At 64.1% G+C, this 26,033-nt stretch carries 26 protein-coding genes; 8 read left to right on the forward strand and 18 right to left on the reverse strand.

What is annotated here, in order from left to right:
* Nucleotides 1-9: 9 nt before the first annotated feature.
* From ACN9M1_RS03230 to ACN9M1_RS03280, 11 genes are all read right to left on the reverse strand, one after another.
* Nucleotides 10-987: a type II secretion system F family protein gene (locus ACN9M1_RS03230; protein ID WP_426397330.1), complete on the reverse strand. Its 978-nt coding sequence runs from the start codon at nucleotides 985-987 to the stop codon at nucleotides 10-12.
* Nucleotides 988-1,036: 49 nt separating this feature from the next.
* The gene (locus ACN9M1_RS03235) at nucleotides 1,037-2,401 is read right to left on the reverse strand and encodes a CpaF family protein (protein ID WP_426397332.1); all 1,365 of its coding nucleotides are present in this window, start codon (nucleotides 2,399-2,401) and stop codon (nucleotides 1,037-1,039) included.
* A gap of 39 nt (nucleotides 2,402-2,440) precedes the next feature.
* A complete protein-coding gene (locus tag ACN9M1_RS03240; protein WP_426397334.1) occupies nucleotides 2,441-3,649 on the reverse strand; it encodes an AAA family ATPase in 1,209 nt (402 codons plus the stop codon).
* Nucleotides 3,650-3,764: 115 nt separating this feature from the next.
* On the reverse strand, nucleotides 3,765-4,106 hold the full coding sequence (locus tag ACN9M1_RS03245; RefSeq protein ID WP_426397336.1) for a hypothetical protein: 342 nt from the start codon (nucleotides 4,104-4,106) through the stop codon (nucleotides 3,765-3,767).
* A 26-nt stretch (nucleotides 4,107-4,132) separates the two neighbouring features.
* Entirely contained in the window at nucleotides 4,133-6,124 is a 1,992-nt protein-coding gene (locus tag ACN9M1_RS03250) for a type II and III secretion system protein family protein (protein ID WP_426397337.1), read from the reverse strand.
* 108 nt (nucleotides 6,125-6,232) lie between these two features.
* Nucleotides 6,233-7,084, reverse strand: a complete 852-nt coding sequence (cpaB, locus tag ACN9M1_RS03255; protein WP_426397339.1) for a Flp pilus assembly protein CpaB — start codon at nucleotides 7,082-7,084, stop codon at nucleotides 6,233-6,235.
* A 49-nt stretch (nucleotides 7,085-7,133) separates the two neighbouring features.
* A complete protein-coding gene (locus ACN9M1_RS03260) occupies nucleotides 7,134-8,582 on the reverse strand; it encodes an ATP-binding protein (protein ID WP_426397341.1) in 1,449 nt (482 codons plus the stop codon).
* A gap of 61 nt (nucleotides 8,583-8,643) precedes the next feature.
* Nucleotides 8,644-9,189 carry an A24 family peptidase gene (locus ACN9M1_RS03265; protein ID WP_426397342.1) on the reverse strand — a complete coding sequence of 182 codons (546 nt, stop codon included), beginning with the start codon at nucleotides 9,187-9,189 and terminating at the stop codon, nucleotides 8,644-8,646.
* Between the two features lie 89 nt (nucleotides 9,190-9,278).
* A complete protein-coding gene (locus tag ACN9M1_RS03270) occupies nucleotides 9,279-9,449 on the reverse strand; it encodes a Flp family type IVb pilin (RefSeq protein WP_426397344.1) in 171 nt (56 codons plus the stop codon).
* Between the two features lie 46 nt (nucleotides 9,450-9,495).
* Nucleotides 9,496-9,666: a Flp family type IVb pilin gene (locus ACN9M1_RS03275; RefSeq protein WP_426397346.1), complete on the reverse strand. Its 171-nt coding sequence runs from the start codon at nucleotides 9,664-9,666 to the stop codon at nucleotides 9,496-9,498.
* 150 nt (nucleotides 9,667-9,816) lie between these two features.
* Nucleotides 9,817-9,984: a Flp family type IVb pilin gene (locus ACN9M1_RS03280; protein ID WP_426397348.1), complete on the reverse strand. Its 168-nt coding sequence runs from the start codon at nucleotides 9,982-9,984 to the stop codon at nucleotides 9,817-9,819.
* A gap of 74 nt (nucleotides 9,985-10,058) precedes the next feature.
* On the opposite strand from ACN9M1_RS03280, the gene ACN9M1_RS03285 reads away from it, so the two are divergent.
* The 5 genes from ACN9M1_RS03285 to ACN9M1_RS03305 all read left to right on the forward strand — a co-directional run bounded on the left by ACN9M1_RS03285 (nucleotide 10,059) and on the right by ACN9M1_RS03305 (nucleotide 15,822).
* A complete protein-coding gene (locus ACN9M1_RS03285; RefSeq protein WP_426397349.1) occupies nucleotides 10,059-10,226 on the forward strand; it encodes a hypothetical protein in 168 nt (55 codons plus the stop codon).
* Between the two features lie 719 nt (nucleotides 10,227-10,945).
* On the forward strand, nucleotides 10,946-12,214 hold the full coding sequence (locus tag ACN9M1_RS03290) for a glycosyltransferase family 87 protein (RefSeq protein ID WP_426397351.1): 1,269 nt from the start codon (nucleotides 10,946-10,948) through the stop codon (nucleotides 12,212-12,214).
* Nucleotides 12,215-12,222: 8 nt separating this feature from the next.
* Nucleotides 12,223-13,539 (forward strand): glycosyltransferase family 87 protein, encoded by a 1,317-nt coding sequence (locus tag ACN9M1_RS03295; RefSeq protein ID WP_426397352.1) that lies wholly within the window; start codon nucleotides 12,223-12,225, stop codon nucleotides 13,537-13,539.
* Entirely contained in the window at nucleotides 13,539-14,552 is a 1,014-nt protein-coding gene (locus ACN9M1_RS03300) for a glycosyltransferase family 2 protein (protein ID WP_426397354.1), read from the forward strand. Before ACN9M1_RS03295 ends, ACN9M1_RS03300 begins: the two co-directional genes overlap by 1 nt.
* 112 nt (nucleotides 14,553-14,664) lie before the next feature.
* Entirely contained in the window at nucleotides 14,665-15,822 is a 1,158-nt protein-coding gene (locus tag ACN9M1_RS03305) for a glycosyltransferase family 87 protein (protein ID WP_426398790.1), read from the forward strand.
* Here the strand turns inward: ACN9M1_RS03305 and ACN9M1_RS03310 are convergent.
* From ACN9M1_RS03310 to ACN9M1_RS03340, 7 genes are all read right to left on the reverse strand, one after another.
* The gene (locus ACN9M1_RS03310) at nucleotides 15,776-16,921 is read right to left on the reverse strand and encodes an acyltransferase family protein (RefSeq protein WP_426397356.1); all 1,146 of its coding nucleotides are present in this window, start codon (nucleotides 16,919-16,921) and stop codon (nucleotides 15,776-15,778) included. The genes ACN9M1_RS03305 and ACN9M1_RS03310 overlap by 47 nt on opposite strands.
* Nucleotides 16,918-18,243, reverse strand: coding sequence for a glycosyltransferase family 87 protein (locus ACN9M1_RS03315; RefSeq protein WP_426397357.1), 1,326 nt, complete (start codon nucleotides 18,241-18,243; stop codon nucleotides 16,918-16,920). The genes ACN9M1_RS03310 and ACN9M1_RS03315 overlap by 4 nt, the downstream gene beginning before the upstream one ends.
* A gap of 13 nt (nucleotides 18,244-18,256) precedes the next feature.
* Nucleotides 18,257-19,636: a sigma 54-interacting transcriptional regulator gene (locus ACN9M1_RS03320; protein ID WP_426397358.1), complete on the reverse strand. Its 1,380-nt coding sequence runs from the start codon at nucleotides 19,634-19,636 to the stop codon at nucleotides 18,257-18,259.
* Between the two features lie 967 nt (nucleotides 19,637-20,603).
* Nucleotides 20,604-21,128: a TPM domain-containing protein gene (locus ACN9M1_RS03325; protein WP_426397359.1), complete on the reverse strand. Its 525-nt coding sequence runs from the start codon at nucleotides 21,126-21,128 to the stop codon at nucleotides 20,604-20,606.
* A gap of 15 nt (nucleotides 21,129-21,143) precedes the next feature.
* Nucleotides 21,144-22,001, reverse strand: a complete 858-nt coding sequence (locus ACN9M1_RS03330) for a TPM domain-containing protein (RefSeq protein WP_426397361.1) — start codon at nucleotides 21,999-22,001, stop codon at nucleotides 21,144-21,146.
* A 13-nt stretch (nucleotides 22,002-22,014) separates the two neighbouring features.
* A complete protein-coding gene (locus tag ACN9M1_RS03335; RefSeq protein ID WP_426397363.1) occupies nucleotides 22,015-22,641 on the reverse strand; it encodes a LemA family protein in 627 nt (208 codons plus the stop codon).
* Nucleotides 22,642-22,750: 109 nt separating this feature from the next.
* Complete coding sequence (locus ACN9M1_RS03340) at nucleotides 22,751-22,966, reverse strand: hypothetical protein (RefSeq protein WP_426397365.1); 216 nt, start codon at nucleotides 22,964-22,966, stop codon at nucleotides 22,751-22,753.
* A gap of 81 nt (nucleotides 22,967-23,047) precedes the next feature.
* Here ACN9M1_RS03340 and dapA point away from each other — a divergent pair, with 81 nt between their 5' ends.
* The 3 genes from dapA to ACN9M1_RS03355 all read left to right on the forward strand — a co-directional run bounded on the left by dapA (nucleotide 23,048) and on the right by ACN9M1_RS03355 (nucleotide 25,992).
* On the forward strand, nucleotides 23,048-23,956 hold the full coding sequence (gene dapA, locus ACN9M1_RS03345) for a 4-hydroxy-tetrahydrodipicolinate synthase (RefSeq protein ID WP_426397367.1): 909 nt from the start codon (nucleotides 23,048-23,050) through the stop codon (nucleotides 23,954-23,956).
* Nucleotides 23,957-24,197: 241 nt separating this feature from the next.
* Entirely contained in the window at nucleotides 24,198-24,686 is a 489-nt protein-coding gene (locus ACN9M1_RS03350) for a hypothetical protein (RefSeq protein WP_426397369.1), read from the forward strand.
* 49 nt (nucleotides 24,687-24,735) lie between these two features.
* Nucleotides 24,736-25,992 (forward strand): S1 family peptidase, encoded by a 1,257-nt coding sequence (locus tag ACN9M1_RS03355; protein ID WP_426397371.1) that lies wholly within the window; start codon nucleotides 24,736-24,738, stop codon nucleotides 25,990-25,992.
* The last annotated feature ends 41 nt before the right edge of the window (nucleotides 25,993-26,033 follow it).

A 26,033-nucleotide genomic window follows, 5' to 3' on the forward strand; every position in this document is an offset into this window, starting at 1 on the left:
ACGTCTGCATCAGACCCGGATGCGGATGATTTTCCGCATCCAGATCAGCCCAAGCACCATATTGAGCAGCGCCAGGCCGATCATCTTCAGACCCATCGGGTCCGTCCACAGCACCCTCATGAAGTCCGGATTGACGATCAGGATCATGCCGGCCGTGGCGAAGGGCAGCAGCCCCAGAATCCACGCCGACAACCGCCCCTCGGCAGACAGCACGCGAATCTTGTCGTACAGCTTCAGGCGCTCGCGCACCAGGTTGCCGATGGTGTCGAGGATCTCCGCCAGGTTGCCGCCGCTTTCGCGCTGGATGAGCACGGCGATCACGAAGTAGCGCAGGTCATTGACGGGCACGCGCTTGGCGAGGTTGGTCAATGCCTCGTCCAGTGGTACGCCGTAGTTGATCTCTTCGAAGGTGGTATGGAACTCCGGCCCCATCGGCGCCTTGATTTCCTGCCCGACCATGCCGAGTGCGCTGGCGAAGGAGTGGCCGGCACGCAGTGCACGGGCAATCATGTCGACCGCGTCGGGAAGCTGCGCCTCCAATTTCTTGAGGCGCTTGCGACGCAGCGATGCGATGTGCAGCACGGGCAGCGTCGACGCGAACACCGCGCACGCCACCACGATGCTGAACGGAACCGGCAGCAAGGCGCCCACCATCAGCACACAGACGCCAACCACGATGGTGTACCCCACCAGTTGCGCGACCGACCAGGCGCTGCCGGATTGCTCCAGCCAGCGATCCACCACACTCACGCGCGGAAGGCTCATCAGCCAGCGCTGGAACTGTGGCGATTCGCTCAGCAGGCGTTTTTTGAGAATCGAGAGCTGTTCGGCGCCGACGTGTCCGCCCGCAGACAATGCCCGGATGCGGGCATCAACGCGCTTGGCTTCGGGGCCGTGGTAGTTGTTCCACCACTGGTAGATCCCTTCGATGCAGAGCACGACTGCCGCGAACAGCAGGATGGCGAAGGCGTAGAAGATTTCGTTCATTTAGGGTGCCCCCGTTTTTGGGTATCGGGCTGATGTTTCCGTGTCGCCCTCAAACCTCGAAGTGCCGGGCCGGGTCGAAGGTCTCGTCTGGCAAGCCCACCCCGAACACGCGCAGCCGTTCAGCGAATTTCGGATAGACGCCCGTGGCGCGGAAGTGCCCCTTGACGGAGCCGTCTTGCGCAATGCCCGTGCGCTGGAAGGTGAAGATCTCCTGCATGTTGATGACGTCGCCTTCCATGCCGGTGATCTCCTGGATGCTGATGACCTTGCGGCGCCCATCGGTCAGCCGCGCCACCTGGATGATCACGGTGATGGCCGAGGCAATCTGTTGCCGGATCGTCTTGGGTGGCAGGTTCAGGCCCGCCATGTTCACCATGTTTTCCATGCGTGTCAGGGCATCGCGCGGGGTGTTGGCATGCACGGTGGTGAGCGATCCTTCGTGGCCGGTGTTCATGGCGTTGAGCATGTCCAGGGCCTCGCCGCCGCGCACTTCGCCCAGGAGGATGCGATCGGGCCGCATGCGCAGGGCGTTGCGCACCAGTGCGCGCTGCGTGATCTCGCCCTTGCCCTCGATGTTGGGCGGGCGTGTTTCCAGGCGCAGCACGTGCGGCTGACGCAGCTGGAGTTCAGCGGCATCTTCGATGGTGACCATCCGCTCGTCGGCTGGAATGAAGCCCGAGAGGATGTTCAGCAGCGTGGTCTTGCCGCTGCCCGTGCCGCCCGACACCAGCACATTCACCTTGGCCTGCGACAGGGCTTGCATCAGCTTGGCCATGGGCGGCGTGAGTGTTTTGAGGTCGATCAGGTCCGACACCTGCAGCGGGTTGGTCGCAAACCGGCGGATCGACAGCAGGGGCCCATCGATGGCCGAAGGCGGGATGATGGCGTTCACCCGCGAGCCGTCGGGCAGGCGTGCATCCACCATCGGGCTGGTTTCGTCGATGCGGCGGCCCACGCGCGAAACGATCTTCTCGATCACCTTCATCAGGTGGGCGTCGTCGTAGAAGGTGACGTCGGTGAGCTCGAGCTTGCCGCGCCGCTCCACGTAGACCTGCTTGGCCGTGTTGACCAGGATGTCGGACACCGTCGGGTCCTGCAGCAGCGGCTCCAGTGGGCCGAAGCCGAACATCTCGTCATACACATCGGTGGTCATCTGCCGGCGCTCGGTGTCGTTGAGCAGCAGCTTTTCCTCGTCGATGATGTTGTTGACCAGCGTGCTGATCTCGTGGCGTACCTGCTCGGTCGGAAATCGGGCGAGCCGCTCCAGGTCCACGCGGTCCAGCACGACTTCGTGGACAGTCTTTTTGAAATCCCGGTAGGCCGGATGGCCCGCCATCTTGTGGTGAAGTGGCGCGTGTCCGTTCATGGACAGCGGCGCAGGGTCTGGGCGGGATAGCTGTTCGCGGATCGACATGATGGGCTCCGTCTGGCAGGAGGAATCGACAGAAGAAAATCAGGCAATGTTTGGAGACGACGTCTTGGCCCGCGTGAAAAGCTTGCCCAATGAGAAGCCCTTCTCTTGCGGTGCGTGGCGATCGTTCTCGCGTGCCGTGACGAAGATGTCGGCCAGTGCTACGAGGGCCTTGGCCATGGCGCTGTGCCGGTGGTGCTGGGTGATCGGCATGCCCTGGCAGATGGCATCGTCGACGGCTGAAGCGTCGTCGGGCAGTACATGGAAAAGCTTCTGACCGAAGACTTGCTCCAGCGTGGAGCGCGGCAGCTCGTCGCGCTTGCCGTGCCGGTTGACCAGGAGGCGGATCTTCTCGGCGGGGTAGTGCAGGCCTTGCAGGATGTCGAGCAGGCGGCGCCCGGTACGGGCAAAGGCAATGGTGGGTTGAACCACCACGCAGATCTGGTCACTGTGATCGAGCACCGCAATCGACAGCGGATTGATCGCCTGCCCGACGTCGACCAGGATGAAGTCGTAGACCGATGACACCAGCGACAGCACGTATTCGATCTTGTCCTTCTTGATCTCGCCTGCCTTGATCGGGTCGGTCGCGCCGGCCAGAACGTCGAAGCCGCTGGCAACGCGTGTCAGGCAGGCCTCCAGGAAAGCGTCGTCCAGCCGGTCCACCTGCGCACACACTTCCGCCAGCGTGGCGGGCGGTGTGATGTTGCTCACCAGAAAGTGCGTGTCGCTGAACTGCGTGTTCAGGTCGAGCAGCAGCACTCGCTTGTGTGCGTGCGTGGCCAGCGTATAGCCGACGTTGCTGGCGATGAAGCTGGAACCGGCGCCGCCTTTGCTGGAGATGAAGGCGATCACACGTGCTTCCTCGCGCGCTCTCGGGGTGTGGTTGGTTTCCAGCCGGGTGAGCGCCGCGGTGAGCTGTGCGCGCTCCAGGGGCCAGGTCAGGATGTCGCTGACGCCAGCCCGCAGCGCGCGGATCAGATCATCGCGTTCCTGGGTTTGCGTGACAAGGATGCAGGGCAGGTCGGAGAACTGCTGCCGCAGCAGTTCGATGCTCAGCATCTGGCTGGCGCCGCCGTTGGGTTGGTCGATGATCAGCGCATCGGCGCCGCGCAGTTGGCAAGCATGCGTGGACAGGCTGCCGGGCGCGGCCTGCAGGCGCATGACCTGGTAGCTACCGGCGGCGGCTACCAGGCGTGCGAGGTCCGCCAGGCGTTCGCCGTCTTCGGACGCAATCAAGATCTTGAGCATGGCAAAGTTCCCCGTTCAGTCGTGTGTTCTGTATGGCGTTGCATCGCGCAGCGGATGGGCCGGTGTGGTATCGGCGTGCGATGGCGGGAGCCGGTCGGACACCCGCCATCCCCTGTCAGCGCGAGAACGCGCCTGACATGCCGCTACCGCCGAAGCCACCGCCACCGAAGCCACCGCCGTATCCACTGGCGCCCGAGCCGCTACCGCCAGCCGGGGAACGTGTCATGGAACGGTCGTAGTTGCTCATGGCGGCCACGGCAGCCTTGCCGTCGTAGCCATCCAGCGCGGGCAGGCCGGCGGGTGCGTCGGGATTGATCACCTGCGCCTGCTTGGCGCTGGTGACGGCCTCGCCGAAGTGTTTGTCCCAGAAGGGTGTCGTGGTCATGCAGGCAGTCAGGGCCTGGCAAGCCAGGATCACGAGTGCGGCACGTTGCAGGCGTTTGAAGTTGGTGTTCATGGCATCTCTCCACATGGTTCCCGGGGTCAGCGTGTCTGCGGGGTTGTGGTCGTATCGGCCACCGCCGTCTGCCGGCCTTGCGTCTTGTTCCTGGCTTGGGCCAACCGCGCTGCGGTGGCTTCGATCCGGGCGACACGTGCAGCGTTGTCGTCGGTGGGCGCCGGGGCAGGTGTGACGGTGGGCGTGGGCGCAGTTTCCGCAACTGGGGCTGGCGTTTCCGGCGCATCGTTCGCGGGCTGCGTGGGCGCGACCGTGCTCAGCTCAGTGCGCGGTGCGGGCGCGGCCGGAGCGACGGGGGCGGGCGCAGCCGGGGCTGGCACGGGTGCCTGCGAGCTAGGTGCCTGTGCGGGCATCTTTGGCGCGGGTGCGGGTGCGGCAGGAGTTGCCGCAGCACCTGCCGGCTTGGCCGTGCGCGTCTTGTTGCCCGAGCCTTCCATGTTGCCCGTCATGTAGACCGCGAGGTCGCTGGGCGTGGAGAAGCTGTCCGTGGGCAACGGAACCGATGCGGCCTGCATCGGCTGCACCAGCCGTGGCGTGATGACGATGACCAGCTCCGTCAGATCATGCTGGAACTGCGTGCTGCGGAACAGCGTGCCCAGGACCGGGATCTCGCCTGCGCCAGGCAATGCCTTGAGCGAACCGCGCGCATTGTCTTGCAGCAGCCCGCCGATGGCGAAGCTTTCGCCGTCGCGCATTTGCACGGTAGTGGAAGCACGCCGGGTCGTGATGAGCGGCAGGATGGTCTGGCCGTTCGTGTTTGCACCCGTGACCGTTGCGCCCGTGGGCGACAGTTCCGACACCTCCGGCGCCACCTTGAGGTTGATGCGGCCATTGGCCATCACGGTGGGGGTGAACTTCAGCCCAACACCAAACTCCTCTTCCTGCAGCGTGATGGTGGGTGCGCCGCCCGAGGAACTGCTCTGCGCCACCGGGATGTAGATCTTGCCGCCAGCCAGGAAGCTGGCTTCCTGCCCGCTAAGCGTGACGAGGTTCGGCTCCGCAAGAATCTTCACCAGGCTGTCGTTCTTCTGCGCGTCCAGCTGAACCTGGAAGGGCCTGTTGTTCGCCTTGTTGCCGAACAACGCGGTGGACGAGCCGGTCAGCAGCGAGGTCAGGAGACCGCCGCTCCAAGACCCGAATCCGCCCTGGACATTGAGTGCCGAGCCCAGCTGGTTGAGCAGCGTCTTCGACACTTCGGCCACCTTGACTTCCAGCATGACCTGCTGCGGCGTATCGACGATCATCATGTTGATGACCGGCGCACCGCCGCTGGTGCTGCCGCCTCCGCCACCGCCGAGTGCACCGGCACCGCCGCCGCCCTTGTCTGCGCCGCTTTGCGCGGAGGCAGCATAGGCGTGCGCGATTTCCATGGCTTGCTGTGCGGCCTGTGCGCTCGACACGTTGCCGGCGAGCACCAGGCTGTCTGCCGCGGTCATCACGCGAATCTTCGATTCACCCGGCATCAGTTGTGCGAGCGAGGTCTGCAAGCCGCCGGCATCTGCGTTGACCACCACGTTGACGATGCTGCAAGCGCCGCTGCGGCCCTGCACGATCATGTTGGTGGTGCCCACGCTACGGCCGAGCAGATACATGGATTGCGGTGACACCATGGTCGCCTGCACCACGCCCGGATTGCCCAGGGTGCGGTTGCGCACGGGCTCCGGCAGCGAGATGAGCAAAGACTTGCCAACCGGGACCACCACGCTGCTTTCGCCGCGCACGGCGCCCGTGCAGTTCGGCCCGCGTACATCGGCCACCGGCGCGGTCGCCAGCGCCGGGTTCATGCTGATCGTCATCTGCATCGGCGCGGAGACTCCGCCGCGAGACTGCATCACGACCGGCGCCGTGGTGGACTTGGCTACGGCACCGGCTTCCATGGCCGTTTGTGCTGTCGCGTGCGGCGGCATGCAGAGCATGGCACCGGCTGCACTCGCCAGGACGAGCATGCGTGTGCTGCCGAGGACCTGTGCGCGACGTAGCGCGACAGTGGCGACATTGGTTTTTTGGTTCGTCTTCATATCTCCCCCCCCGAGGGTCTGCTGCACAAGATGAAAATGCGGTTGATACGCTGTGGCTGCTTAACCTCTACGTAGCGATGCGTGTTGATGGATCGGATGCGCGGCGGGTCAGAAGCACTCCATGCTGCCCTGCACGCCAGCCAGCACACCGATGCAATCGCGTTGCCGGACCGTGCCTGACGCAACGTGGTGCACCTTGGCCGTTGCGCGCGGGGCGCTGACCATCACGACCTTCGGTGCGGGCTCGGCTGCGGGCGTACCCAGCAAGGTGCCTTTCGTGGCGCCGCCGGTTGCCGTGGCGGCAACGTCGACCTGATTGCGCAGCACCAGCGAGAGCGTGCCAACGCTGCGTGCCACATCCAGCTTCTCTGCCTGATCGGGCGAGACTTCCAGCGTGACTGCGTTGACGACCTTGGGCTGCGTATCGTCTCGGCTGACCTGCTGCGCGACTGCCAGCACCAGGATCTTTTCCAGCACGATCTTGGAGATGCTGTTGTTATTGTTGTTTGCGCTCTTCGCGTCTTCGTTGGTGTTGACGATGACGTCGACCAGGTTGCCCGGCAGTGCAAAGCCCGCCACGCCCACCACGTCGTTCACACGTACGGTGATGGCGCGCTTGCCTTCTGCGATGACCGCAGACAGACCGCCTTTAGTGCCGATGGGCGCGAGCTTGTTTTCCAGGATCGGCTCGCCTTTCTGCACGCTCGCGCGCACGACACGCCCTTGAAGCGCCTTGGGATCGTCAAACGTGCCCGGTGGCAGGCTGCCGGCAGGCCAGCTGACCGTACGCAACTGCTCGTTGCCGAGCGGTTGGCCGAGATCCATGTCGCTGGCGGCCACGACGACTTGTTTGACGGAGCTGGATGACTGCTGAGACAGCCAGCGTGATGCCGAGACGACGGCCGCGAGCCCCGCCACCAATGCGACGACCAGCATCACGATTGCACGCGCGTTTTTCATGATGAGTTCCCCCTTCTGAGATCAATAAAGCGGATCGGATATGCAAAGTTCAGGTGCGAGCCTGCATGTCTTGCCGCCAGCCTGTGCCCGCACTCATGGAATCGGTTGCCTTGAAATCCGTGTGCGAACAAAAGTAGATTTGCCATGCCCGGCGCAGCGCGTCTTCCGTCACCTCGGAGGGCCCGCCTTGGTACTGCACGGCGGACGCCACCAGGCGCAGCAGATCGCGCGGAATGCACGCCAGCAACGGTTTGCCGCTGCCGCCGTGCAGGGTTTCGCGCAGGTAGTCGAAAGCAGCGGCCGCGTTTTGCAGACCGAGATCCAGCGCGGCGCGCAAATAGACCTCGCGGTAGTCGGCTACCGAAAGCGGCCCCACATAGAGCTTGCTGCCGAGCCGGCGCAGGAAGGCATCGTCGCCAAGTTGGGCAGGCTCGAGGTTGGTCGAGAAGACCGGCCAGACATCGAACGGCACCGAGAACCGCACGCCGTTGCGCAGCGAGAACATGTCGACGCGGCGGTCCAGCGGCACGATCCAGCGGTTGAGCAACTCGCTCACGCCCACTTGCTGGCGGCCCAGGTCATCGACGATGTAGATGCCGCAGTTGGCCTTCATGTGCGGGGGTGCCTGGTAGAAGCCGGTGGCGCTGTCGTAGCGCAGCTCGAGCATCTCCAGCGTCAGCTCGCCGCCCGAGAGCACCGCGGGGCGATGGCACATCTGCCAGCGGCGGTCTAGCGGGCGGCGGGCAGTGGAAGCAACAGGGGCGCCATCGTCTTCCTGTGCCACGTGTACGAGCGGGTCGAAGATCTGGATGATCTCGCCGGCGATGGTGATGGCGTGCGGCACCGGCACCGTGCCGGGCAGCAGCATCCCGAGGTGCTGGGCGAGATAGGTCTTGCCGCCACCGGCAGGGCCGTAGAGCATCAGCGCGCGGCTCGTGTTGAGCGCCACGCCGACATCGTCGAGCAGGTCCGGCGGCATCACGAACGTGCTGAAGGCGGCGGTCACATCGGTCTTGGACAGCGAGGCGAACTGAATGGAGTGCCGTTGAACGGATTCAACGTAGGCCTCCAGCGTGACGGGCGCGGCGCCCACATAGCTGCAGCGCGCAGTAAATTCGGCGGCGCGCACGTAGCCGGCATCGGTCAGGTGGAACCGCACATCCAGATCATTCGCGCCGCGGTGCGCCACTTCCAGCATGCGTTCGCGCACGGCGTAAGCGGCGACTTCATTGATGACCATGGCGGGCAGCTTGATGGTGTCCATCAGCATGACCAGCGTGGCGCTGCGATGCAGATAGGCCACTTTCATCAGCAGGCCGAGCAGCAGCGCGATGTCCAAACCGGTTTCGGCGACGGTGCGCGGCAGGATGTGCCAAGGGGCGGCGGGCTCGCGCCGGACAGCATCCGACCCCGTAGGCAGCGGCACGGCTTCGAGCGTGCGCGGTGCATGCTGGGCATGCCCGAATGCTGTGTGCTCGATCTTTGGGTCTCCAATCATTTTCGTCACCGTTTGGCCGAGTGGATAGGAAGTGCGCGTCGAGGTGTGCAAATGGGGTACATCAAGCCGACACAAACAGAACAGCAATCGTGCCGGCGGCAATCGCCACGCCGTATGGCAGGGTGCCCACCGACCAGGACGCATCGGCTTGCGGCGTGGGCGCTCCCGCTTCGCGGCTGATCTTTCCCGACGTCAACAGGACGTCGCACAGGTTCCGACGCAGTTGCGCCAGGCGCTTGTGGCGAAGGGTGAATGCCAGCGCCCAGATGCCGCCGATCACGAAGGTGACCAGCGCAATCTCAAAGGCCATGAAGGCACCCAGCCAGGCGCCCACGGCGGCCATGAGCTTGACGTCGCCCGCAGCCATGCCGCGCAGCAGATAGAACGGCAGGAAGATCGCCAGGCCCGTAAGCCAGCCGCACACCCACACCAGCACGCCATCGCCCACGCCATGAATCACCACCTGTAACGGCAGCGCTGCCAGCCATGCGCCGAAGGTCAGCCAGTTCGGGATACGGCGATGCTGCGCGTCGATGGCCGCCGCAGTCAGCGCCACGCCCATGGCAACGGGGCCGATCATTGGCGAGAGCAGGGTGGCGTCGTTCATGGTGTCCTCGGGTGCTTTGGTGTGCTTGCGTGTTCAGTTCGATGGGGTCGGGTTTTGCAAAGGTTGTTGTTGTTCGGTGCTGCGCGGCATCACGGCATGACTGCAGCGATCATTTCGTAGAGAGACTTCACGCTGCTACCCAGCGCTATGACGGAGGCGAGAATGACGATTGCGATAAGCGAACCCAGCAGCGCGTACTCGATCGATGTCACGCCCTGATCGTCGCGCAGCCACTTCTTGAGATTGATTGGCTTATGCATGCTGGTCTCCTGCGTAGCGCTGGTAGCTGATCGCGTTGGCGGTTCTTCAGAGCGCGGCTGCAATGCTGGAAAACACCGTGCTCAGGTTCGTGCCGACGAGTTGAACCGAGGCGATGATGACCACGGCAATCAGGGCGGCGATCAAGCCGTACTCGATTGCAGTGACCGCCTGGTCGTCGTGCAGGAACTGCCGTAGAAGCGTGCTGGAACTGTTCATCACAATCTCCCTTTGCCAGAGGCAGAAGTTCTGCCTTGTGTTGCTGGAGCGTGGGTTGCCAGGTGGATGGCGACCCACGCTTGCTTTCGCTTGACGTGCATTGCGTTTCAGTCGGATGCAATGCGCCACGCGTTCGCAACATCCGCGCGCTTAGAGCGCATTGGCGATGTTGTTGAACACGGTGCTCAGGTTGGTGCCGACCAGCTTGACCGAAGCGATGATCACGACAGCGATCAGGGCGGCGATCAGGCCGTATTCGATGGCGGTCACACCATCTTCATCACGGGCGAAGTGCTTGAGTGCGTTGAGGTAGTTCATGACAATCTCCTTCAGTGGGAAAACATGCGCGTTCGAAAAGCCAAAGCGAAAGAAGTCATGTCGGCGGCGCACAGATGGCACAGGCATGGAACGGCCAGCAGCCCTCGCTGCTGTCATCTGCCCGCAGGAACTCGCGTGACACGCACCGTGTGGTGCCGCGCGGCGTGTTGTCCCGTGCGGGCGACGTAGGCGTGTTGTTAGTCGGCATGGGTTTCGATCCCTTGTTCAATTCGATGCTCTGAATTGGAGATTCCGTTTTGCTGCGCCGTCTGCTGCGAACTTGCTGCTCCCCGTTCAAGGCGGCGGTGATGATGTCCTGCGAACTGGCATAGGCAAGAGCCGGGCCACCCCCACGCACTTCCATGTGCGACAAGGCTTTGCAGGAAATTCAGCAGAGTTGGGGCGCGTGCCGGAGGGCGGATGCCCGCATTCCGGGGCGGAGGAGTTGCCAGGGGGAAACGCGTGGCGTGGCACGTCGATTTGGATGAGGCTACGTAGGGATGACGCAGCGCAAGGGGGCTCTCATACAAATGGACGGGTGGGGGATTGGCGTAGTGGATGGTGGAAATCGCCGCCGCGTCGGCTGGGGGTCCGCATGAGGTCCTCCACCGCGCCCTAGCCGGGGGTGTGCCCATCGCCGGGCGACGTTTCCGGATGGAAACGTTGATCGATCCTCCTGGCGCCGCTCTCATGGGGTTGCGCGCAGCAAGGCCGTCGCCACAACGCATTGGGGGAAATGTCCTCGCGCTTCAGCGCTGAAACGTCGATGCCATTTCGCCGATCTGGCAGTGCCAAAACTGACCGCCAGGCGCATGCCCTGCCTTGCCTTATCTGAGTGCGCGAACAAGACTGGGCTCTAAGACCCGCACGCGGCGCGAAGCTGTCGCGCGTGATGAAGCCCACTCGACGCAGCACAGCCATCATGTGCCGCGCGCCACCCGGAACCGACGCGAGGAGCAGCATGAGCCAGAGATCTGTGCGTCTACCAGCCACGGGCGGCGCCGCTGCGGTTCGTGCGGCGGATGGGGATGCCGCTGGCCACTGGATTGACCTGGCCCGGGTACGCGCCTACAGCGGTGCGGTGCTGGTTCTGTTCTGTGCCCTGCTGCTTGGCTGGGCCTGGACAAGCGAGGGCTTTACCGATGCGGCGATGGCGCGCCCTGGAACGGATTTCTCGGCGTTCTGGGCGGCCTCCCATCTCGCGCTGACGCAGGGGCCTCTGCAGGCCTACGACGTGCGCCAACTCACCGCGGTGATCGCCGAGCATGGAACGTTGGGGAAGGGCGCCGAGCTGATCCTCCCCTGGCTCTATCCGCCGACCTTTCTGCTGATGGTCTTGCCACTGTCATTGTTGCCGCTGACCGTGAGCTATCTGCTCTTCCTCGCGGGCACGGGGCTCTTCTACTTCAGATCGATCAGCGCGTTGGTGGGGGCGCAGCACCCCTGGCGGCAAGGGTTGTGGTTGCCCGTGCTGGCCGCGCCGGCCACGCTCATCACCATTCTTGCGGGCCAGAACGCGCTGTTGACGGCGGGTTTGGCCGGGGCCGCTGTGTACCACCTGACCAAGCGCCCTGTGCTTGCGGGTGTGCTCATCGGTTTGCTGGCCATCAAGCCCCAGTTGGCGGTGTTGTTCCCGCTGGCGCTGGTGGTCTCACGTGCATGGAAGGCACTGGCCAGTGCGCTGCTGACGACGGTGGCGTTTGCCTGCGTGAGCGTGCTGGTGTGTGGCTGGCGCACGGTGCCGGCGTTCCTTGCCAACGCGCAATGGGTGCGGGCGAGTTTTATCGAGGGCGGTGCCAACCTGTGGTGGGGCATGCCAACGCCCATTGCAGCCGCTCGGCTGGCTGGTGCGAGCGTGACGGGTGCCTACGCCGTACAGGCGTTGGTCGCATTGGCGATGGCTGGGGCGATGGTCTATGTCTGGCGGCGGACGACGGCGTTTGAGCTGCGTGCCGCTGCGCTGGCCATTGCCACGCTGATGGTGTCGCCCTATTTGCGTGACTACGAGCTGACATGGCTGGGTGTTGCCATTGCCGGGGTGGTGGGCGACGGCGTGCGCAATGGTCGTGGCAATGGTCTGTCGGGCGGCGAGCGGACGCTGCTCGTGGCGGCTTGGCTGTTGCCGCTCTACGAGCACGCCAATCCGTACCTGAAGCTGCCGCAGATCGGGCCGCTGGTTCTGATGGCCATGATGGCGCTTGTTGTGCGCCGCGTGGCAACGCGGAAGTGAGGGGCGCCATGGCCACCGCTTGGAACCTGCTCAAGCACAGGACCCCCGAAGCAACTGCGGCGCCAAGGGCAACTGCAGCGGACACGCGCCACTGGCTGGGCCCAGATCGCCTGCGCGTGTATTCGATGGCCGCGCTGGCGTGCTACGTCTCGTACTTTGCGATCTGGGCTGTCCGTGCCAGTGTGTTGAAAGTGGCGGGCGTCTTTCCGCTGGGCGGCGATTTTCTGGTGTTCTGGAGCGCCGCGCAGTTGGTCCTGCAGGGGCAACCGCTCGCCGCCTACGATGTGGCCGTCCTGCACAGCCTGGAGCTGGCAACCGTTCCACTGGTGGCGACCACCCAGGGTTGGCTGCCTTGGTTCTACCCGCCAACGTTCCTACCCTTCGTCGCGCCGTTCGGGCTGCTGCCGTATGGGCTTGCTGTGCTGGTCTTCCTGGGCGTAAGCGTCGGATGCTTCCTCTGGGTGGTCAGCCGGATCGTGCCGTGGCCGCAGGCATGGTTGCCCTGCGCCGCGTTTCCCGGGATTGCGGTCGTGCTCGCCACAGGGCAGAACGCCCTGTTGCTGGCGGCGTGTGCTGGCTTGGCGCTCACGCTGCTGCATTCTCCTCGGCCCAAGCGGCCCGCCAGCCCGATTGCCGCCGGCATGCTGCTGGCATTGCTCACGGTGAAGCCGCAGCTGGCGTTGATGTTTCCCATTGCCTTGGTGTGCGCGAGAGAGTGGAAGGCGTTGATTGCAATGGCGCTGACCTCGCTGGCGCTGGCAGGGCTGGCGCTGGTGGCGTTTGGCCCGCAATCGTTCATCGCATTTCTGCACAACGCAGCGTATGCGCGGTCGGTCGTGGAATCCGGCGCGGTGCATCTTGAACGCATGCCCACCCTCTTTGCCATGGCCAAGATGCTGCACGGTGGGGTGGTGTTGGCCTACGCGCTGCATGGGGTGGGGGTCGCGGCGGCCTGCGCCGTGGTCGCTTATGCATGGGGCCGGCCCTGCAGCTTTGCACTACGCGCTGCTGCCGTACTGACGGCCAGCATGCTCGCCAGCCCGTACCTGTACGACTACGACCTGGCCTTCCTCGGTCTGGCCATCGCCTGGCTGGCCTCCTATGCATGGCGCGACGGGTGGCTGCCCGGCGAACGTGAGTGGCTGATCCTGCTGTGGCTTCTGCCGCTGGGCGGAATGCTCCTGATTGACCGAATCGGCGTTCAGCTGATGCCGGTTGTATTGCTGCTGGCCCTGGCGCATATCGCGCGCCGCATTCATCTTGAGCGCACACGCAACGCGCCGCACAGTCGCGTGCCGTGGCGCCTTGGACGGGGAGAACAATGATGTCGGATTACAAGAGAAACCAACTGCTTTCGCTGGTGGTGCCCTTCTACAACGAAGGCGAGGCGCTGGAGTCCTTCTTTGCGCGCGTCGTGCCGATCCTGGAGTCGATCGAGATCACGCAGTTTGAGATCGTGTGCGTGAACGACGGCAGCAAGGATGACACGCTGCAGAAGCTGATTGCCATGTCGCATCGGGACGAGCGTGTGCGGGTGATCGACCTGACACGCAACTTCGGCAAGGAAGCGGCGCTGACGGCCGGCATTGACGAAGCACTGGGCGACGCCGTGATTCCGATCGACGCCGATCTGCAAGACCCACCGGAACTGATTCCCACCTTGGTGGCGCACTGGCAGAAGGGCGCGGAAGTGGTCCTGGCGCAGCGCGCCAGCCGCGCCTGCGATACCTTCCTCAAGCGCGTGACGGCCGCGGCGTATTACCGCGTTCACAACACGTTGTCTGAGCTGAAGCTACCGGAGAACGTTGGCGATTTCCGCTTGATGGACCGCGCCGTCGTCAATGCGCTCAAGCAGTTGCCTGAGCGGCACCGGTTCATGAAGGGCCTGTTTGCCTGGGTGGGTTTCAACACGGTCATCGTTCCGTACGAGCGTGAGGCGCGCAGCGCTGGGCAGTCGAAATTCTCCGGCTGGCGCCTGTGGAATTTTGCGCTGGAGGGCATCACCAGCTTCAGCACCTGGCCGCTGCGGAGTTGGACGTATATCGGCTTGGCGATTGCCAGCCTGGCATTCGTGTACGGCAGCTACATCATCGCGCGCACCATGGTCCTGGGCGTGGATGTGCCGGGTTACGCTTCGCTGCTGTCGCTGCTGCTGTTCTTTGGCGGCTTGCAGCTGATCGGGCTTGGCGTGGTGGGGGAATACATCGGCCGCATCTACGACGAGGCCAAGGGACGCCCGATCTATCTCGTCAAGCGTCGCTACCAGGAACGCCGGCTGCGCAGCCGGTTGACGGGGGAGCGACGCGTGCTCCAGATGGTGCGGGGCCAGCGCGGCTAGGCGCTGCCAGCATGGGAGGCGCGTCATGTCGGCAACGCAATCGGGGCACCGCCTGGCGCGTCGGCTGACCGTCTATGCGATGGTGGCAGGGGGGCTGCAGGTCTTGGCGCTGGTGATCTGGGGCATCCGGTTCTACGTGCTGAACGATTGGTCGGCACCCATGCTCGGCTACGACTTCTCGGTCTTTTGGTCGGCTGCCCGGGTTGCGGTGGAACACCACGCAGCAGCGGTATTTTCTGCGCAATGGATGCAGCCGATGGAAGAGTCGTTGCGGCATCAGATCGGCTACTCCCCATGGCCGTATCCGCCGACGTTCCTGCTGGCGGTCCTTCTCTTCGGGCTGCTGCCATTCGGGGCGGCGCTCATCCTCTACTTTGTGCTGGGCTTGTCCGTCTATGCCGTGATGCTTGCGCGCATCAGCCGCAGCCTCGACCGTGCGTGGCTGGCTTGGCTTGCCGCGTTCCCTGGGGTGCCAGTTGCGTTGGGGCTGGGCCAGAACTCGCTGTTGACGGTGTCTGCAGCCGGGGCCGCCCTTGCCTTGCTGGAAACCCACGCGGGACTTGCCGGAGTGTGCATCGCGGTACTCGGAATCAAGCCTCAATTGGGTGTGCTGTTTCCGCTGGCGCTGGTATGCGGTCGGCAATGGAAAGCGCTTATTGCTGCGAGCCTGTGCATGTTGGCTTTTGTTGCCGGCAGCGTCGCCGTCTGCGGGGTGGATGCGTGGCGCGCGTTTGCTGCGTATCTTCCCGAATTCAGCCGGATCGCGGTGGAGCAGGGAGGACGTGAGATGTGGCTAGGCATGCCAACCGTATTTGCCATCGGCCGCAGCCTGGGCTTGCCGGTGAGTGTGGCCTACGGTGTACATGGCCTGGTTGCCGCGCCGGCCGTGATGGTCATGGCCTTCCTGTGGGTCAAGCGTGCCAGGTTCGAGCTTCGCGCAACCGCCTTTGTCGTGGCCACGCTGTTGATGCAGCCCTACGTTATGTTTTACGACCTGGTATGGCTGATCCTGCCGATCGTCTTTCTGATGCGCGACGCCAGGGTTCAGCCGCTCAATCGTCTGGAGTGGGTTCTGCTGGTTGCGGCGTGGTTGGCACCGGTGCAGGGTGTTCTTGCCGCGTATATCGGCCGCTACCTTCAGGTGCTGCCCGTGGTGCTGGTGGCGTTGCTGGTTATCGCGATGCGGCGCTATCTCGCGTCAACCGCGACACACACGCAATCCGCTAACGGTCTTGTCGAGCACGCGGCGAGCGCGTCTCCGCTGGTTTGAGGATCTGTGGCCGCGCAGGTCGGCTGCCATGTGCGTCATGCATCAGCGCCCCACGCGGCTCCTGGATCGGCGCGTGTGACGACGTTGCATGCGAGAAGGTTTGAGACCACGCATTGAACCGATTGCGAAATGGCACTTCGACGTAGTTGTGCAGCACATGGGCAGCGGCAAACGCCCAGAAGAGAAACAGCGCATAGGTGACGAGTTGATCCATGAGTCCGATGTCCGCCGGCATGCTGACGACGAGCGGCAACATGACGCCGTGCGCGAGATACAGCGGATACGACACCTTGCCGAGATACAGCGCAGCCGGTGTCTGAAGGACGCGTGCGACGGGGCCGCGGTCACTGATGAGCGCACTGATCAGCGCGCCGAACGTCAGCGGTGCGGTCAATGCGGACCCAGGAACGGCATCTGCAGCAATGAGCAAGAACAGCGCTGCTGAACACGCAGTCACCTGAAAGACGGGGTGGCTCGTCAACGTGACCAGATCATCCCGGAACTCATAGATGAGGGTGCCAACAAAGAAGCCTGCGATACACCGCAGCCAGCCAAACTGGTGAACCAACTTACTGAGGCAGCCGCCCTGAAGAAGACAGGCGCGGTCGATCTCGATCCAGGCAGCGAGTGCGCACGCCGTCAAGGCCAGCGCTGCGAACACCCCCATGCGGACAGCGCGGCGCAGCAGGACGTAACCCACCCCGAAGAGCAGGTAGACATACATCTCGTCGCTGGTGCTCCAGCTTACGGCGTTGCCGATGCCCGCCTGGAAGACGTTCAGGCCCTGCGACATGGTGGCAAGCGCGAGCGTCTCACTAACCTGCGGCAGATGGCGAGCAACGATGAGGGCCAACACGGTGGTTGCCAGATGCGTTGGCCAGAGCCGGCCAATGCGGCGGATCATGAATATGCGCAGGGAGGCCACGTTCGACAACTGCGGGCCACATGCGCTGCTGATGACGAAGCCGCTGAGGACAAAGAAGAGGTCCACCGCAAGATAGGCGTTGGCAGAGAGCGGGTGCGGCCACGCGCAAAACATGTGATGCACCACGATGAACAAGGCCGCGATGCCACGCAAGCCTTCAAAGCTCTTGATCACGCTGTTGTTCCCTGTGCCGGATTGGCTGCGTTTGCGCCCATCGCGGCAACGGGTTGTGTTGCAGTGTTGAAGACCTCCAGCGGCGAGACCGCGCGTTGGGCAGCACGCGCGCGCTGCACGACAACGGCGAACAACGCGACCAGCACGATCGGCGCCCACTGCCCCGTCCGGTGCGAGAGCACGGCGAACAAGCCCTGTGCAGGTACGAGCCAGGCGGCAAGGACCACCGCTTTTTCGAATCGGTTGCTGCCGTGGCGCACAAAGTCGATCGTGAGCCATGCCATCGGCAAGGCCAGCCACGCGAGGTCGTAGTAGATGAGGTAGGGCTGCACCATCAACGTCGCAATGGGCAGGGAGGCGGCGCGTAGCTCGAAGCGGCAGGGTCTGCGCCACAACCAGATGCAGGCGGCAATCACCAGTGTCGCCACGCCTGCGTGCATCGCATACGACACCGTGGTCGAAACCCCGGCGGATCGCAAGGTGCCGAACACCGTTGGTGCGCCATACAGGATCACCCCGCCGTTCTCGACAATGGCATGGCGGAACATGGCCATGCTCTTCGCGGCGGCAACAAAGGTGTCGGTGCCGAATGCCAGCCAGCTCACCACCAGGGTCAGCATTGAAAAGACCGCCGCCGACATGAGTGCCCGCCACTGCCGCCCGCACAGCAGATAGAGCGGGAACAACACGCCCAACTGCGGTTTGATGCAAAGCACGGCGATGCACGCGCCCGCCGCCACTGGAGAGCGCCGTAGCAGGACCAGCGCAGCGCCCGCCGCCGCCGCCGTGAAGAGCGAATTCTGTCCGGTGAGCAGGGTGACCCAGACGCCAGGAAATGCGAGGGCCGGGACGACCCAGGGCAGTTGCTGCGATGCCAGCGTCGACCGGATCGCGCCCAGATACAGCGCGACACCGCAGCTCGAAAAAACGACCGTTGCCGCACCGAACGAGAGTATCCCGATCGGGTAGATCAGCAGCAGGAACGTTGGCGGATAGGAGAATGGTCCAAAGATGTCCGGCGGCAGGATGGCGGCCTCCGCAACGCGGAGCAACGCCCAGTCATAGGCCGCCGTGGCGCCGTGCGTCATGGCCAGGCCGGCGGCGCTCCAGAAAACGCCCAGGTCCCACCCCGGCGACGGAATGGTGGTGTTCTTCAGGACATGGTGGCCCCACCACCATATCCCGAGCACGAAATATTCAAGAAAGAGCAGGGCCCCGCCATACACAGTAAGGCGGCGGGTGCCCGGCCAACCTCCCTCCCTCGGTCTCGGCGCTGGGTCAATGCGCGCCGCTTGTCGTTTGTTCTGCTGGCTGACTGACATGGTCCGCCCCTGTTTATCCCTGCACGCACACCATCCCGAGTTCTCCCTTGCGGATCTGCAGCTTGTGCTCGCGCATCATCCGGAACAGCGTGACGCGTGAGATGCCCAGTTCTTCGGCCACGTCGATGAGCCGTTCATGATTGCGTTGCAAGGCTTCCTTGACGGCGCAGCGCTCGGCCGCTTCCCGGGCCTCTGCCAAGGTGGGTGGGCGGGTGGGCTCTGCGGGCGGCTGCAAATCCAGATCAGCCGGCTTGATGATGCCGTCTTCGCACATGGCTGCGGCATGCCGGATTCGGTTGATCAGCTCGCGCACATTGCCAGGCCAGGTGTGCGAGCTGAGTGCGCGCAGGGCGGTCGGTGAGAACCCCTTGATGTGTTCGGGCGACTGGCTGCGGACGTTGTTCAGGATGTGTTCGGCCAGCAGCAGGATGTCGGTATCGCGCTCACGCAAGGCGGGCTGCCTGACGCGCAGCACGCAAAGACGGTGATACAGATCGCCGCGAAAGCGCTCGGCGGCGATGGCCGCTTCCAGGTCGACATGGGTGGCCGAGATGACGCGCACGTCGACGGCAACCGACTCCGTGCTGCCCAACCGTTCGATGCAGCCGGTTTCCAGAAAGCGCAGCAGGCTGGTCTGGCTTTCCAGCGGCATATCGCCGATTTCGTCGAGGAAGAGGGTGCCGCCATGTGCCATCTCGATGCGGCCGAGCTTGCGCTTGACCGCGCCAGTGAAGGCGCCCCGCTCGTAGCCGAACAGTTCGGACATCAGGAGCGTGGGCGGAATGGCGGCGCAATTGACGGCAATGAATGGCTGACCGGCGCGGCGCGAAGCGCAGTGGACCGCGCGTGCGGCGAGTTCCTTGCCGGTGCCCGATTCCCCCGAGATGAGTACGGGCGTATCCCACTTCGAGACCTTCTCAATGCCGCGAAACAAGGACTGCATGGCAGGGCAGTTGCCAATCATGCCATCGGGGCGCAGCGCGTCGCGCGCGTGCAATGTGGCGGGGCGCAGGTTCGCCATGCCGATGGCGTGGCCCAGCGCGCGCGCCAGTTCCGCGCTGTCGCAGGGGGTGTTGTAGTAGTCGACAAAGTACAGGCCGAGTAGCTTGCGCATCGGCTCCGACAGCAAGTCACCATTGGCGACCACGCCAATCCAGCCGATGTTCTGCTGCGCCAGCCAGGGCTCCAGCTCTTCCAGTTCCGCGTCGGAGTAGCCGCAGTCCAGATCGAGCAGGCCGCCGAGGACAGGTTCATCGCCCAGATTCAGCGCCTCGAGGTCGCGGCGATTGTTAGCGAAGATCAGTCGCCAGCCCTGCTGAGCCAGGTAGCGGCAACGCGTTGCATCGTGACGTAGCGAGATATAGAGCAACGGACGGTTGATGTACGCGTTCATGTTTTTCCCCCAAAACACGTTTATATGGGGCCGCGCTTGCTGTTGCGGCTCCAATGGACTGCTGGACCAGCCATCGGACAAGGGCGGAAGACCGCCTATCCGAAAATGCAGCAAATGCAGTCTGGGGGAGGAATCTCTCTGTGCCATGCAGCGGCAGACGTGCAGTGCACGCTTGGCAGCCTGGCTGTCTCGTTGGCTCGAGACTGGCTTTGGGCATCGGTTCGCACCGACGCTACCCCCGGACACTTCAACTTCTACTTTGGGTGCTTGGCCATCTTGTGTGGCCGGCGCACGCCGTGTTGCTGAACTTCCCCTTGGAACGCCGTTGGACGGGCACTCCGTCGTGAATCTGTGTCCTGCAGTCTCGGTGCGGTGTGCTTGCCGAGCGTTCGGATCGCTGTATTGCCTTGCGGGCCCGGACAGTAGAGCGACGACCGTGCCACGACGACGAAACCCTTGCCCCACAACGACTTGGGCTCGAGTCGCGGTCTTTGCAGCGGCAGGTGTCAGGTGGATGTTTCGAATTGGATACGTGCCGAATCGCCAGGGCGGCTGGTGGAAATCGCCAAAGACACGGCTGATTTGTGCGCCGAGAGTCGCGCAAACGGACGCAACATGTGACGAGAACCCCCTGCTGCGGTGCAGAAATGTGGGGACAACCACAGGGCGCTGAGATGGTTGCATCCGTGAAACATGCGGCCCATCCCTGCGTGCGTGGTTGTTGCAGTGGGTGGCGCTGTATCGCTCCACGCATAGGTGCGTTGCGGAAACGACGTAGCGTTTTATCGGTGATGTGGTGGAACGCGCTGGAGGAAATGACGCAGATTCATGAGAGCACGCTGGCTGTCGTCTCATCCTAAAAGATGAGACGCCTCGCTGCCTGGGCGTGTCGCCTATGCGTTCCCTTGGGCGTGCGAATTCGTATCAACGCTGAAACACGCGCCGGAAAACGCTCGCCGGTGCGACGCTACAGCACCAGTGGCCGATCGCTCAACTCATTGGCGCGTGGCGTGCCATCGGAGGGCGCATGCGTGGCCAGGATGTCGTTGATCTGCGCCAGCGCATCCAATACCGGCGCGATCGAAACACGCTGCGCAAAGCCCCGCGTGATGGTGTCGCAGACGGTGCGCCAGGCGTGCGCGTCGACCTTGGCGGCGATGCCGTGGTCGGCCAGAATCTCGACCGCGTGGTCGGCCAGGTTGATATAGAGCAGCACGCCCACGTGTTCGTGCGTGTTCCACACCTCCAGCAGGCCAAACAGCGTACGCGCGCGGTGGCGCGGGCTGACGCCGGCCCATGCATCGCGCACCGGCAGCGAGCTTTCGATGACGACGCGCACCTCACCGCGATGCCGTTGTTCGCCATTGCGCACGGCGGCTTCGAGCTTGCGGAGATCGTCTGGCGGAAACGCGCGTCGTGCGTGCGCCGGCGTGGTCAGCAGGTGGGTGAGGGCGCGGCGTGCGCCACGGTGGTGTCGGGGTTGGGATGCCATGGCTACGTTCACCGGTTACCAGTTGCCGGAGGCGCCGCCGCCACCGAAATCACCGCCGCCGCCTCCACCGAAGCCGCCCCCTCCACCGCCGCCAAAGTCGCCATTGCCGCGACCCCAGCCGCCACCGAGTCCGCCACCCAATCCGCCGATGGTGCCCGGGCCCCAGCCGCGGTTGCCCATCATCACGCGCGAGCCAGGCCGGCCGGGCAGGCTACCTGTCACGCGGCCACCCGAACGCATCGCCGCGCTCAGCACGAAGAACACGATGATCGCCAGCGGAAACAGCACCGGCAGCCAATCGCCGATGCCGCCGCCCGATTGCTGCCGCTTGGCGCGTTCCGCCGGCGGCAGGCTCTCTTGCGCAATGACGGTTTGGATGGCCGAAATACCCGCCGACAGCCCGCCATAGAAATCGCCCTGGCGGAAGTGCGGCGCCATCACGTCTTGCAGGATGCGTTTGGATTGCGCGTCCGTCAGCGACCCCTCCAGCCCGCGCCCGACCTCGATCCGCATCTTGCGCAGCGAAGCAGGGTTGTCCTTGGCGATGAGGATGATGGCGCCGTCGTCCACGCTCTTGCGACCGGCCTTCCACGCCTCGGCCACGCGGATGCCGTACGACTCGATCGGGTCCGGCGCGGTGGTGGGCACCATCAGCACGAAGATCTGACTGCCGTGCTGCTGTTCGTAGTCAGCCAGCACTTGTTCGAGCGCGTTGCGCTGTTGGACGCTCAACGTGCCGGTCAGGTCGGTCACGCGCGCGGCCAATGGCGGCACGGCCACCATGTCACTCTGTGCATGCGCCGGTAGTGCGGCGGCAAGCCACAGGGCGGCTGTCAGCAGGAAGGCAAAGAATGCACGCGCGCGAATCGGCATGGTGGTCAGCTCGTCAGAACTTCACCGCCGGGGCGGTGGAAATGCCCTTCTCGTTCTCGACCGTGAAGTTCGGCTTGACCTGATAGCCCATCACCTTGGCCGTCAGGTTGGTCGGGAAGCTACGGGCCAGCACGTTGTAGTCCTGCACCGACTTGATATAGCGCTGGCGGGCCACCGTGATGCGGTTCTCGGTGCCTTCCAGCTGCGATTGCAGATCACGGAACGACTGGTCCGCCTTGAGCTGCGGATAGTTTTCCGACACGGCCATCAAACGCGACAGCGCGCTCGAGAGCTCACCCTGCAGTTGCTGGAATTTCTGGAACGCCGCCGGATCGTTCAGCACCTCCGGGGTGATCTGGAAACTCGTGGCGGCGGCGCGCGCCTTGGTCACCGCTTCGAGCGTGTCCTTCTCGTGCGAGGCATAGCCCTTGACCGTGTTGACGAGGTTCGGAATCAGGTCTGCACGGCGCTGGTACTGGTTGACGACCTCGGACCAGGCGGCCTTGGTGGCTTCATCCTTGGCCTGGAAATCGTTATAGCCGCAGGCAGACAGAAACGGCGCCGCCAGCACAGCCAGCGAGAGCGCGAGCCAGCGCAGCACCGAAAAACGCGTCGAGCGGAAAGTCAGGGCAGGGGTCATGGAGTCCTCTTGTCTGGATCTGAATCTGAAAAGAATGTGGCATGAGACAGACATCGTCTCGTAGCGTTCCGCGCACTGTAGCTTATGCGCTTGACGCTCCAGTCACATGTCAGTACGGTATGGGGACTTTTTTGACAATTTCCATGCGCGCGATTTCCCTCACCTCGTCGATCTGCACGGCACCGGCATGCAGCCTGTCGGTCGCGTCGACACGCGCGCACGCCAAAAAAGCCTCCAAACAGCCGCTCGTCTGACCGGAGCGCTGTTCCGTCAGATGGGCGATGGAACAGCGGCTGACCGACACACTCGACACGGTTGACCTCATACCCGCATCTCGCGGGCTCCTGCTTCCCGATGCTCTCCTGATGGTTCTTGATCGGTCGTTGATTCGTCCAGGAGTGTTGTCGTGCTTGAAAATTCATCCGCCCATCTGTCCACCCACGCACGTCCGTCGTATGCGGGCATCTGGGTGCCCATCGTGACGCCGTTTGTTGACGACGCGGCGCGCTCGGTCGACTACGGTGCGCTGTATACATTAGTGGCCCGCTACCGCACGCAAGGCGTGGCCGGGTTCGTGGCCTGCGGCAGCACGGGTGAGGCCGCCGCGCTGACCGACCAGGAGCAGGTCGACGTGCTCGACACCGTGCGCGCCGCCGCCGATGGGTTGCCCGTGGTGATGGGCGTTTCGGGCAGCGCCTTGGCGCCGGTGCGCGAGCGCATGCGGCGGTTTGCCGAGCATCGGCCCGCCGCGTTCCTGATCCCCGCGCCTTCGTACATCCGCCCCTCGCAGGACGGGATCATCGAATACTTCACCGCGCTGGCCGACGCGTCGCCCGTGCCGGTGTTGCTATACGACATTCCGTATCGCACCGGCGCGACCATCGACGTTGAAACGCTGCTCACGCTGGCCGCCCACCCCAACATCCACGGCATCAAGGATTGCGGCGGCGATGCCGACAAGACGCAGCGCGTGATTGCCGATGAGCGCCTGCAGGTGTTGGCAGGGGAGGATGCGCAAGTGTTCGGCACGCTGTGCGCGGGCGGCGTGGGCGCGATCATCGCGGCGGCCCACGTGCGGACAGAACTGTTTGTCGAACTGGTGCGGGCAGTGCAAGCACAGCGCTTGAACGATGCACGGCACTTGCACCACGCGCTGGCGCCGGTCATCCGGTTGTTGTTCGCGCAGACGAATCCGGGGCCGCTCAAGGCGTGGCTGGCTGCCGAGGGGCTGGTGAAGAACGTCCTGCGCGCACCCATGACAGTTGCTTCCGAGGCACTGGCGGTCGAACTGCAGGATGCCGTCAAGCTGCTTTGACGAGCCAGTTCCGTTTATAGTGCACCCCTGCGCGAGTAGGGGGCGCCTAGATCACACCCCCGCGCTACAGTACTGGCGGTCTGCCTAGACACAGCGTTGCGCAGACGTGCCAGACAGAGAAGAACAAACCACGCCACAGTTCCGGGGGGATATGCGGCTCATCCGATTATTGATCGTCGCCAGTGCAGGACTGGCAAGCGGTTGCGCGTCTATTGTGGGCGGCACTGGGCAAGTGGTCTCCGTGGAAACCCATCAGGCCGAACGCCCGGTGGAAGGTGCCCGCTGTGAAATGGTCAACAGCAAGGGCACCTATTACGTGACGACGCCGGGCACGGTCACCATCCACCGGGCCTACGGCAACCTGGAAGTCCACTGCGAGAAGCAAGGCGAGGCAACCGGCAAGGCGACGGTGGTATCGGCCACCAAGGCGCTCGCCTTCGGCAACGTCATCTTTGGCGGCGCGATTGGCGTGGCGGTGGATACGACCTCGGGCGCTGCGTACGACTACCCCGAATTCATCCGCGTGAGCATGGGCGAGAGCACGGTCATTGATGCACGCCGCGGTGCAGAGGGGAATGCCCCCGTCATCGTGAATGGAGCCAATACCAGCACGCCGTCTGCTGGCGTGGCGACCAACGCGTTGGCAACGCCCCGCACGTCGGTTCAGCAGAGCCCAGGCGCCAAACCCGTCGCCATGGATGACCTGCGCTACGTGTTGCCGCCGCGCTGATCATCGCCGTCCAGCTTCCCAAATCATCCACATCGTTTCCGACGCCACCATGCGCCTATCTCGCCTGCCTATTGTCTTTGGATTGCTCTGCGCCACCGCCGCGCCTGCTCTGGCCATCAGCCTGGATCAATTGAACACCAGTGTGTACGCCGTCTATGTCTACGGCCCGCAAGGCGCGATGCTGCGCACGGGCTCGGGCGTTGTCTCGGGGCCGGGGCAGATCGTTACCGCGTGCAATGTGCTGGCGGGCGCCCGCTCCATTTCGGTCCATCGCGGCAACGTGACCTACGGCGCCACGCTGGAAGCGCCAGACGTGGAGCGCAACCTGTGTTTGCTGAAGGTGGCCGACCTCAACGTGCCGGCCGCGCCGTTGTCGCCGATGGCGGCGCCGGGCTTTGGCCAGAAAGTCATTGCAGCGTCGGTCATCGGTCCGGCGCTGGCCGTGCGTGAAGCCACCGTTGCCGGCTTGCGCGCGGGCGCCAATGGCGCGCTGGATCGTATCGACGTGTCCGTCGAACCCGATACCGCCAGCGCTGGCGGCGGCTTGTTCGACGAGAACGGGCGCTTGGTTGGCATTCTCATGAACCCGGCATCGTCAGCGGAAACGCGCCAGCAGGCTGCACCCGCATCGTGGATTTCGCAGATCAACGCACGCGGTGCCGCTGCCATGGCGAGCTATCGGCAGACGGCTGGGGCGCTGCCGCAAACCGCGCCCATCCAGACGATGAATCAGGCGACGATCCCTGCGGCCGCTGTCACCACGGGTTCGCCGCGCGTTGGCGAAGAGTGGCGCTACCGGCTGACCGACAACCTGACGCGTACGAGCCAGCAGGTCACGTATCGCGTTGACCGTATCGAAAACGATCGCGTCATCTTCAACCAGGGCGCGCGCGTGGAATTCAAAGACGGCCGGCTGGATCGCATCAACTCCCCGGTGGGTGGCGAGTTTGATGTGGGCGCGCCGCCGGGAGGCTGGGTGCCCGCCAATGTGACGGTGGGGAGCCGCTGGAAGGTCGAGTACAGCCGATCCAAGCGATCGAAGGACATCAGCCTGCAAGGCGTGGCCGAGCAGGAAGAGACGATCCGGGTGGCAGCCGGCAGCTATCGGGCGATCCGCATCGCCTATCGCGGCTATCTGAATCGGGGTGGCTACATGAACGGCATGGGCACCGTCCCCGTTCAGTACAAGGCAACACTTTGGTTTGCACCCGAGCTTGGGCGAGTGGTGCGGTTTACCGGGGGCTTTTCCAACCGATCCGACGTGGTTGCCGAAACGCTGGAGCTGGCCGAGCACCGGTTCGAGTGAGATAAGAAAGGAAAGGAAAAGGGGACCGTGCGGTCCCCCGT

Source organism: Ralstonia sp. R-29, assembly GCF_049913345.1.
GTDB lineage: Bacteria > Pseudomonadota > Gammaproteobacteria > Burkholderiales > Burkholderiaceae > Ralstonia.